9 protein-coding genes are annotated in these 8,444 nt (G+C 66.2%); all 9 read left to right on the forward strand.

Going from position 1 to position 8,444, the window contains the following annotated elements; translation table 11 throughout:
* Positions 1 to 54 precede the first annotated feature (54 nt).
* The 9 genes from GJ631_RS11915 (at position 55) to GJ631_RS19025 (ending at position 8,415) form a co-directional block, all read left to right on the forward strand.
* Positions 55 to 1,311: a Glu/Leu/Phe/Val dehydrogenase gene (locus GJ631_RS11915; protein WP_156709370.1), complete on the forward strand. Its 1,257-nt coding sequence runs from the start codon at positions 55 to 57 to the stop codon at positions 1,309 to 1,311.
* A gap of 80 nt (positions 1,312 to 1,391) precedes the next feature.
* Positions 1,392 to 3,005, forward strand: a complete 1,614-nt coding sequence (locus tag GJ631_RS11920; RefSeq protein ID WP_156709371.1) for a cytochrome P450 — start codon at positions 1,392 to 1,394, stop codon at positions 3,003 to 3,005.
* Positions 3,006 to 3,072: 67 nt separating this feature from the next.
* Positions 3,073 to 4,044 carry a phosphomevalonate decarboxylase MvaD gene (mvaD, locus tag GJ631_RS11925; protein ID WP_156709372.1) on the forward strand — a complete coding sequence of 324 codons (972 nt, stop codon included), beginning with the start codon at positions 3,073 to 3,075 and terminating at the stop codon, positions 4,042 to 4,044.
* A 217-nt stretch (positions 4,045 to 4,261) separates the two neighbouring features.
* Positions 4,262 to 4,498: a hypothetical protein gene (locus tag GJ631_RS11930; RefSeq protein ID WP_156709373.1), complete on the forward strand. Its 237-nt coding sequence runs from the start codon at positions 4,262 to 4,264 to the stop codon at positions 4,496 to 4,498.
* 63 nt (positions 4,499 to 4,561) lie between these two features.
* Entirely contained in the window at positions 4,562 to 5,293 is a 732-nt protein-coding gene (locus GJ631_RS11935; protein ID WP_156709374.1) for a universal stress protein, read from the forward strand.
* A 59-nt stretch (positions 5,294 to 5,352) separates the two neighbouring features.
* Complete coding sequence (locus tag GJ631_RS11940; RefSeq protein WP_156709375.1) at positions 5,353 to 6,720, forward strand: APC family permease; 1,368 nt, start codon at positions 5,353 to 5,355, stop codon at positions 6,718 to 6,720.
* A gap of 55 nt (positions 6,721 to 6,775) precedes the next feature.
* Entirely contained in the window at positions 6,776 to 7,597 is an 822-nt protein-coding gene (locus tag GJ631_RS11945) for a YqcI/YcgG family protein (protein WP_156709376.1), read from the forward strand.
* A gap of 72 nt (positions 7,598 to 7,669) precedes the next feature.
* Entirely contained in the window at positions 7,670 to 8,290 is a 621-nt protein-coding gene (locus tag GJ631_RS11950) for a DUF429 domain-containing protein (protein ID WP_370518651.1), read from the forward strand.
* Complete coding sequence (locus tag GJ631_RS19025; RefSeq protein ID WP_231753970.1) at positions 8,269 to 8,415, forward strand: hypothetical protein; 147 nt, start codon at positions 8,269 to 8,271, stop codon at positions 8,413 to 8,415. The genes GJ631_RS11950 and GJ631_RS19025 overlap by 22 nt, the downstream gene beginning before the upstream one ends.
* Positions 8,416 to 8,444 lie beyond the last annotated feature (29 nt).

The following is an 8,444-nucleotide window of genomic DNA, read 5'->3' on the forward strand; positions in this document are numbered from 1 at the left end:
CTCTCGACCGGGTGGTTCGTCACGCTTAAGCGGTGACTGACCGAGTGGTTTGGTATGTCTGAGGATGTCAATCCGTTCGAGAGCTTCCAAGAACAACTCGACGACGCCGCGGCCTACGTGGACGTCGACGAGGACACGCTCGAACGCCTGCGAAACCCCGAGCGAGTACTGGAGACGAACCTCTCCGTCGAGCTAGACGACGGCTCTATCGGCGTGTTCCGAGCCTACCGCTCGCAGTTCAACGGTGACCGCGGGCCGTACAAGGGCGGCATCCGCTATCACCCGGGCGTCAGCCGCGACGAAGTGAAAGCGCTGTCGGGGTGGATGGTGTACAAGTGTGCGACCGTCGACATCCCCTACGGCGGTGGGAAGGGCGGTATCGTCATCGACCCGCGGGAGTACTCGACGGCCGAACTCGAACGCATCACCCGGTCGTACGCGAAGGAACTCCGACCGCTCATCGGCGAGGACCGCGACATCCCCGCACCCGACGTAAACACCGGCCAACAGGAGATGAACTGGCTGAAAGACACCTACGAGACGCTCGAAAACACGACCGCGCCGGGTGTCGTCACCGGGAAGGCCATCGAATCGGGCGGCTCACGTGGACGTGTCGAGGCGACCGGCCGCTCGACGATGCTCACCGCTCGTGAGGCGTTCGACTACCTCGGCAAACAGATGACCGGCGCGACCGTCGCCGTCCAAGGGTACGGCAACGCCGGCAGCGTCGCTGCGCGCCTCTTGGAAGCGGACCTCGGCGCCAACGTCGTGGCGGTGTCGGACTCTTCGGGTGCGGTGTACGACCCGACAGGACTCGACGCCGAGGCGGTCAAGGAGCACAAACTCCAAACCGGGTCGGTCACTGACTACGGCGACGTCGAGGAGTTGACCAACGAGGAACTGTTGACCCTCGACGTGGACCTCTTGGTGCCGGCGGCGCTGGAGAACGCCATCGATGCCGACCTCGCCGAAGAGGTGAGCGCCGACGTCATCGTCGAGGCCGCAAACGGCCCGCTGACGCCCGACGCCGACGACGTACTCACCGAGCGTGGCATCCACGTGCTCCCCGACATTCTCGCCAACGCCGGCGGCGTCACCGTCTCGTACTTCGAGTGGGTCCAGAACCGACAGCGGTTCTACTGGACCGAGGAGAAGGTCAACAACGAACTCGAACGGCACATCGTCGAGGCGTTCGACGGACTCATCGACTGCTACGAGGAACTCGACATCCCGAACTTCCGGACGGCGGCCTACGTCGTCGCGCTCCGCCGCGTGCTGACCGCCTACGAGGAAGGCGGCACGTGGCCGTAGCGGCATAACGGCACGCCGTCCGTGCATCGATGGCGAAAACGGCCAATCAAATTATACGTGTGTGACAACAACACACACGCATGAGCATCCTCAACCCGGGTGGGGATGGGCCACAGCACGGCCCGACGCTGACGGAACTCGTCGAGTTCCTGCCGACGCTCGTCAACGACGACCCGGTCGTCGTCGCGACGGCGCTCCGTGACCGCTACGGCGACGTGGTTCGCGTCCCGCCGCTCCATCCCGCGCTCGATTCCGGGGTGTACCTGCTGTCGAACCCCGAGGACATCCAGTCGGTGTTACAGTCCGACCCCTCGGATTTCCGCGCGCTCGACGTTCCCGGCTCGCGGGACTTCAGCCGCGTCGTCCGCAACAGCATCGTCAGCCTCCACGCCGACAGCGAAGAGGGGTCGTGGGTGGAACGCCTCCGACTCGTCGGCCCGGAGTTCGCCGAGCAGCAGGCACAGAGTCACGTCCCCGAGTTGGCGGAGACGACGCTTTCGACGCTCGGGGAGTTCGCCGACGGCCTCCCGGGGCAGGTGAGTTCCGGCGACCCGAGTACGGTTCCCGAGCCCGCTCGCGTCTGGGCGGCGGGAACCGATGGCGTCCGCCTCTTGCCGGCGATGCGACGACTCACGTTGCGGCTCCTCGGCGTCTCGCTTTTCGGCCCCGATATGCGCGCCCACGAGGTCGAGGTAATCGACGCCGTGGCGACCCTGCGGGCGCTGTTCAAACGCCGACAACTCCACCTCGTCACCAGTTACGCGACCCGACAACTCCCCGAGCGGCTGTCGCTGCCGTCGTGGATTCATCGGCCGCTGGGGTTCGACCCACACATCGAGTTGACGGGACGCCACGAGCGGCGGACTGAGGCCGCCGTCGAGACGCTGCAGTCGGCGGCAACGGACGTGGTCGCCCGCCGCCAGCGCACGCCGCTGGTGTTCGACGACGCCCTCGGCGAGTGGCTCCGCCGCCGGGACCCCGTGACCGGCGAGCACATCCCCCCGGAGGCGCTCAGACAGGAGGTGATGGGGTTGCTCATCGCCGGCCACGCGACGATGAGCGCCGGGCTGACGTGGGCGTTCTACCTGCTCGCCGCTCGGCCGGCGGTCCAACAGCGAATCCACGAGGAGGCACGCGCGACCGCGCTGCTCGCCGGCCCGGACGCACTCGACGACCACGACCTCCCGGAGGGACCGGAGGCCGCCTGTCACCCGGTCGATGGACCGCGGTTCCTCGAATCGGTCCCGTACACGCGACGGGTCTGGAAGGAAACCTTGCGGCTGTACCCGTCGTTGCCCATCTTCGGCCGGACCGCGAAATCGGACGTGACCTTCGGCGACGTCGACGTCGAGGCCGGCAGTCACGTCCTCGTGAGCCCCTACGTCGTCCACCGGGACCCCGACCTGTGGGACGACCCCGAGACGTTCGACCCCTCGCGGTTCGAGGGCGATGCCGACCGCCACGAGTTCGCGTACTTCCCCTTTTCCGGCGGTCGCCACGCCTGTCTCGGGGAAGCCATCGCGACGACCGAAGCGGCGACCGTTCTCGCGACGACACTCGCGACCCACCGCGTCGAGTTCGCAGGCCCCAGTGTCGAAGACCCCCACGAGGCACCCGACGTCGGCGTCGACTCCGCCATCAACCTCCAGCCCGACCGGGACATCGTCGTCCGTTTCGTTCCGCGAGGGACCTGACTGGCTCGATTGGGTGTCGAAACCACTGGAGCGAAACTGCAAAGACGCGGCCCCCGGAGTCTCGAGTATGAAGGCGACCGCGAAGGCTCACCCGATTCAGGGGCTCGTGAAGTACCACGGGATGCGCGACGAGGAGTTGCGACTCCCGTATCACGACTCCATCTCCGTCAGTACCGCGCCGAGTCACTCCAAGACCACCGCCGAGTTCGACCCGGGGCTGGAGACCGACACCTACGTCGTCGACGGCGAAACCCTCGAGGGACGTGGTGCCGAACGGATTCGGAGCGTCGTGGACCACGTCCGTGACCTCGCCGGCTTCGACCACCGCGTGCGCTTCGAGTCGGTCAACGACTTCCCGACCAACATCGGTTTTGGCTCTTCGGCCTCCGGATTCGCCGCCGCGGCCGTCGCGCTGTGTGAGGCGGCGGACCTCGGTCTCACCCACCCGGAGATGTCGACGGTGGCTCGTCGAGGGTCCGCCTCGGCCGCCCGTGCGGTCACCGGCGCGTTCTCGCATCTCCGGAACGGACTGGACGACGAGGACTGCCGTTCCGAGCGCATCGAGACCGACCTCGAAGACGAACTCCGCATCGTCGCTGCCGAGATTCCGGCGTTCAAACACACCGAAGAGGCCCACAAGGAGGCCGCCGACAGCCACATGTTCGAAGCGCGGATGGCCCACATCCACGGCCAAATCGCCGAAATGCGACACGCACTCCGGGAGGCGAACTTCGACGACGTCTTCGAGTTGGCCGAACACGACTCGCTATCGCTGGCGGCGACGACGATGACCGGTCCCGCCGGGTGGGTGTACTGGAAACCCGAGACGCTGGAAGTGTTCGAGACGGTTCGAGAACTCCGGGACGATGGCGTCCCCGTCTACTTCTCGACGGACACCGGCGCGTCCGTCTACGTCAACACGACCGCAGCCTACGTCGAGGAGGTCGAAAACGCCATCTCTGAGTTGGGCATCGACACCCGTCGATGGGGCGTCGGCGGCCCCGCCGAAGTGCTCGACGAGAGCGAAGCGTTGTTCTGAACTTCCAGCGGCAAATGTTGCAGTAGCAGGCTGGTAACCTCCGATTACACGGAAAGGTTTAATTGAGATAATCGAAGATACCCGGATATGAGCCCGATAGCCACAACCGGTCTCGTGTTGGGAGGGGTGTTCGCAGTCGTGTTGTGGTTCCTCGTCCGGCCGCTATTGTTCGGTCCGGCGCCGTGACCTTTTAGCCGGCCCTCCCCGGAGAGTGCGTATGGCCAGCGACGGCAACGCCCTCGAACGACTCGGCGAGTACATCCTCGAAAACCGCGGCGGCATCGTCACCGACCTCGTCTTCGCCGTCGTGTGGGTGACGCTCGTGACGGTCATCTTCCGGTTCGTCGACGGCCCCGACTGGGCGTACTACCTTCTGATGGTCGCCGGCGTCGTCGCCTACTACGGCTTCTTTCTCTCGCTGGAAGTCGCCTTGGCTTCGGCAGAGGAGCGCTGATTCGGCGCGCTCGACCCTGGACCCGGGGCCGGCCTATTTGTGGGCGAGCGCCGTAGTCGGCGTATGACCCATCGACTCGTCGTTCCCTTCGAGTTGCCGGACCCACAGCCGGTGTCGTCGGTGTTGGTCGAGGCGCTTGCGTCCCTCGACATCGTCGTCGTCGGCCACTACGGACTGCCCGAGCAGACTCCGCCGGCGGTCGCACGCGAACAGTTCGAAGCGGAGGCCAAAGAGCAACTGGCGGCGGTGGCAGCGCCCTTCGAGGCCGCGGGTGCATCGGTCACGACACGACTCGTCTTCGGGCGGGACCGCGGGAAGGCAATCGACCAAATCGCCATCGAGGAAAACTGCGACGGGGAGTTGGACCCGGCACCGACCGACCGCGTCGACCGCATCCTCGTTCCCATCCCGGATACGGGCAACATCGACCGACTCACCTCGTTCGTGACGGTGTTCGCCGAAGGACACGAACCGTCGGTGACGCTACTGCACGTCGTCGAGGGCGAAGAAACCGACGCCGACGGCGAAGCCGTAGTCGCGGACGGCCGCGAGCGAATGGTCGACCACGGCATCGACCCCGGCACCGTCGACACTCGCGTCGTCACCGATACCGACCACGACGCGGTGATTCTCGATGCCGCCGCCGACTACGACGCCGTCGTCATGGGCGAAGCTACCCCGACGGTCGTGGACCGAATCTTCGGGACGCTGGCCGACAAAATCGTAAACCAAGCCGGTAAACCGGTCGTGGTCGTCCGCCGGAACCACGCCGAAGACGACGACGGGTCGGCGTGAGAGCCTGCCAGCGCGGGGGAAGGGCTGAAGTTCGTCGGCCGCGCGGGGTAGCATAACCGATGGGTGGAGACCTCGAACGTGACCTCGGCTTCGTCGCCGTGCTGACCATCAGCATGGGTGCGATGATAGGAAGTGGCGTCTTCGTCCTGCCCGCGCTCGGCTACAAAATCGCGGGCAACGCCGTCGTCGTGGCGTACATACTCGCTGGACTCGTCGTGTTGCCGGCCGCGCTGTCGAAAGCCGAGATGGCGACCGCGATGCCCGAATCCGGCGGCACCTACATCTTCATCGACCGAGCGATGGGGCCGCTCGTCGGCACCGTCGCCGGCATCGGCGCGTGGTTCTCGCTGGTGTTCAAGAGTTCGTTCGCACTGGTCGGCCTCGGCGCGTACCTGCTGCTGTTCGTCGAGATTCCGGCCACGCTCGTCAAACCCATCGCGCTCGGCCTCGGAACGGCCATCGTCGTCCTCAACGTCGTCGGAACGAAACAGAGCAGTCAACTGCAATCGGTCATCGTCACCGCCGTCGTCGCGACCCTCGTCGGATACGTGGTGAACGGTTCTTTCCTCGTCGAAGCCGCCCGGTATCGACCCTTCGACGTGACCGGCGACGGCGGCGTCGTCACGGCTGCCGCGTTCGTGTTCGTCTCCTATGCGGGCGTGACGAAAATCGCCTCCATCGCCGAGGAGGTGGAGGACCCGGGGAAGAACATCCCACGCGGGATGCTCGCGTCGATGGGTATCATGATGGTTGTGTACACGTTCGTCGTCGCGGTCGTCATCGGGTTGAACGACCCGGACACCCTCGTCTACGGCGGGCCGGACGGCGGGCCGTCGCTGACGCCGATGGCTGACGGCGCGGCGGTATTGTTCGGCGGCGCCGGTGTCGCCGTGATTTCGGTCGTGGCAGTCCTCGCGTTGACCAGCATGGCGAACGCGGGCGTTCTCGCATCGTCGCGGTTCCCGCTGGCGATGGCGCGAGACTCGCTGTTGCCGCGTCGACTCACCCACGTCGACCGCCGATTCAAGACACCGAGTACCGCCATCGCCTTCACCGGTGCGTTGCTCCTCGTACTCATCGCCTTCGTCCCCGTCGTCGACCTGGCGAAGTTGGCGAGTGCGTTCCAGATACTCGTCTTCTCGCTCGTGAACCTCGCACTCGTTGCCTTCCGCGAAAGCGACGTACCGTTTTACGAACCGACGTTTCGGGCGCCGGGCTACCCCTACGTGCAAATCGTCGGCCTCGTTGGAGGATTGGTGTTGTTGGGGCAGATGGGAACGATACCGCTGCTCGGCGCCGCTGGCATCGCGACGGGCGGCGTCGTCCTGTATCTGGTCTACGGCCGCTCCCGGACCGAGCGCAAGGGGGCGCTCGCGACGCTGTTCGGCGACGACGACGGCGCCGTCCAACCGACCGACCGCGAGTAATCCGAGGGACTGCCGAAAGCACAACGTTGAGTAATCCAGGACGGCAACGTCGTGTATGAACGAGTCGGGTCTCCAATCGCTCGTCGACCACGAGACGATGGCCGAACGCGTCGACGCCGAGCGTGTCCCCGAGTGGGTTCGAGCGCACTTCACCTCCTTTACCGACGGTCTCACCGGCGAGCACAACGGGACGCCGTTTCCCTGCTTTTTCGGCACCGAAGCCGTCCGCAACGGCGACTTGCTGTACACCTGCGTCCCGTCGATGAGCGACCGGGACGCACTCGCGGGCCTCGGCGAGGCCATCCTGGAGTACCTCGACTGCTACGAGGACCACGCCGACCGCGCCTCGCTGGTCGCGTTCTTCCGCCCGCCGGAGCGCCCGCGTTCGGAAGCCGACTACCACGACACTCTCTGGCACATCCTCCAGTTCCTCCACGTCCACGACCCCGAACCGTGGCCCGCCGACATCCCGACGGACCCCGACGACCCGAAGTGGGAGTTCTCCTTCGGCGGCGAACCGATGTTCCCGACGTGTCGGGCGCCCTTCTACGACACCTACAAGAGCCGCTACTGTCCCATCGGGCTGGAAATCACGTTCCAACCGCGGGCGTTGTTCGAGAACATGCACGTCACCGCCGATTACGAACAGGGCCAACACGCCCGCGAGGTGATACAAAACCGACTGGAGTCCTACGATGGCGTCTGTCCACACGCCGATTTGGGCGACTGGGGCGTCGAAGGCGACCGCGAGTGGCGGCAGTACCTCTTCCGGGAAGACGACAGCCAGGCGCCCGATACGTGCCCCATTAGCGTCACTCGCGACCATCCGAAAAGCGACCTGCTCGCCAGTCCCGAGGACTCCGTCGCCGCCGACTGACGCCCGAAAAGCGAACGACGTACGTCGGACATCGGCGATACACCTACGTACGGGCACGCGAAGTTGTACAACGTGAGCGACTACTACGTCGGCAGCGTCGCTCGTGACGGCGTCTGGCTGGCAGTCGCCTACACCGAAGCGGGCTACGACCACACGGCGGTCGTCGGCGGGGTTGGCGAACTCTGGACGCGCTACGAGGACGACGCCGAGCGCATCGCCATCGACGTGCCGGTCGGATTGGAGTCGACGACGGCGCCGCGAGCGAACGAACGCGCCGCCTTCGAGTTCCTCTCCGGGACCGACGCCATCGTGCCCGCACCCGTCCGAGAGGCCACCCGCAAGCAGCGCTACCGCACCGCCGCTCGGGTCCACGAGCGCAAAACCGACAGCGAACTGTCCCGTGCTGCCTTCGAGCGTGCCCACCTCGTCAACGCCGTCGACGACTTCCTGACGACCATCGACGAAGCCCAGCCGATATTCGTCGAGGCGCACCCCGAACTGTGCTACCGTGCCTTCGCGGGCGAACCCATGACGGAGCAACCGGCGGTTGCCGCCGGCTACGCCGAACGGATGCGCACCCTCGCGGAGTTCGACCGCGACGCGCCGCCGACCGTCCAGTCGGTCGCCGAGGCCACCGCCGGCCACCGCGTTCCCGATTCCGGCCGTCCTCGATGCCGTCGCCGCTGGCGCTGACCGTCCGACCCGGCCCCGGCGAACTTCGGTCGCTTCCCGCCGACCCACCGAGGGACGCCGAGGGGCTTCCGATGCGGTACGTCTACCGGAGCGACGCGCCGCTGTCGGTCGACGAACAGCAGTGAACCGCGATTTCCTCAGAACGTGAACTCGT

The organism is Natronomonas sp. CBA1123, from assembly GCF_009741925.1.
Taxonomy (GTDB): Archaea; Halobacteriota; Halobacteria; order Halobacteriales; family Haloarculaceae; genus Natronomonas.

What these genes read in the sequence shown, in the direction of transcription:
- GJ631_RS11915 (WP_156709370.1), top strand. Translation starts at nt 55, where the DNA reads ATGTCTGAGGATGTCAATCCGTTCGAGAGCTTCCAAGAACAACTCGAC.
- GJ631_RS11920 (WP_156709371.1), top strand. Translation starts at nt 1,392, where the DNA reads ATGAGCATCCTCAACCCGGGTGGGGATGGGCCACAGCACGGCCCGACG.
- mvaD (WP_156709372.1), top strand. Translation starts at nt 3,073, where the DNA reads ATGAAGGCGACCGCGAAGGCTCACCCGATTCAGGGGCTCGTGAAGTAC.
- GJ631_RS11930 (WP_156709373.1), top strand. Translation starts at nt 4,262, where the DNA reads ATGGCCAGCGACGGCAACGCCCTCGAACGACTCGGCGAGTACATCCTC.
- GJ631_RS11935 (WP_156709374.1), top strand. Translation starts at nt 4,562, where the DNA reads ATGACCCATCGACTCGTCGTTCCCTTCGAGTTGCCGGACCCACAGCCG.
- GJ631_RS11940 (WP_156709375.1), top strand. Translation starts at nt 5,353, where the DNA reads ATGGGTGGAGACCTCGAACGTGACCTCGGCTTCGTCGCCGTGCTGACC.
- GJ631_RS11945 (WP_156709376.1), top strand. Translation starts at nt 6,776, where the DNA reads ATGAACGAGTCGGGTCTCCAATCGCTCGTCGACCACGAGACGATGGCC.
- GJ631_RS19025 (WP_231753970.1), top strand. Translation starts at nt 8,269, where the DNA reads ATGCCGTCGCCGCTGGCGCTGACCGTCCGACCCGGCCCCGGCGAACTT.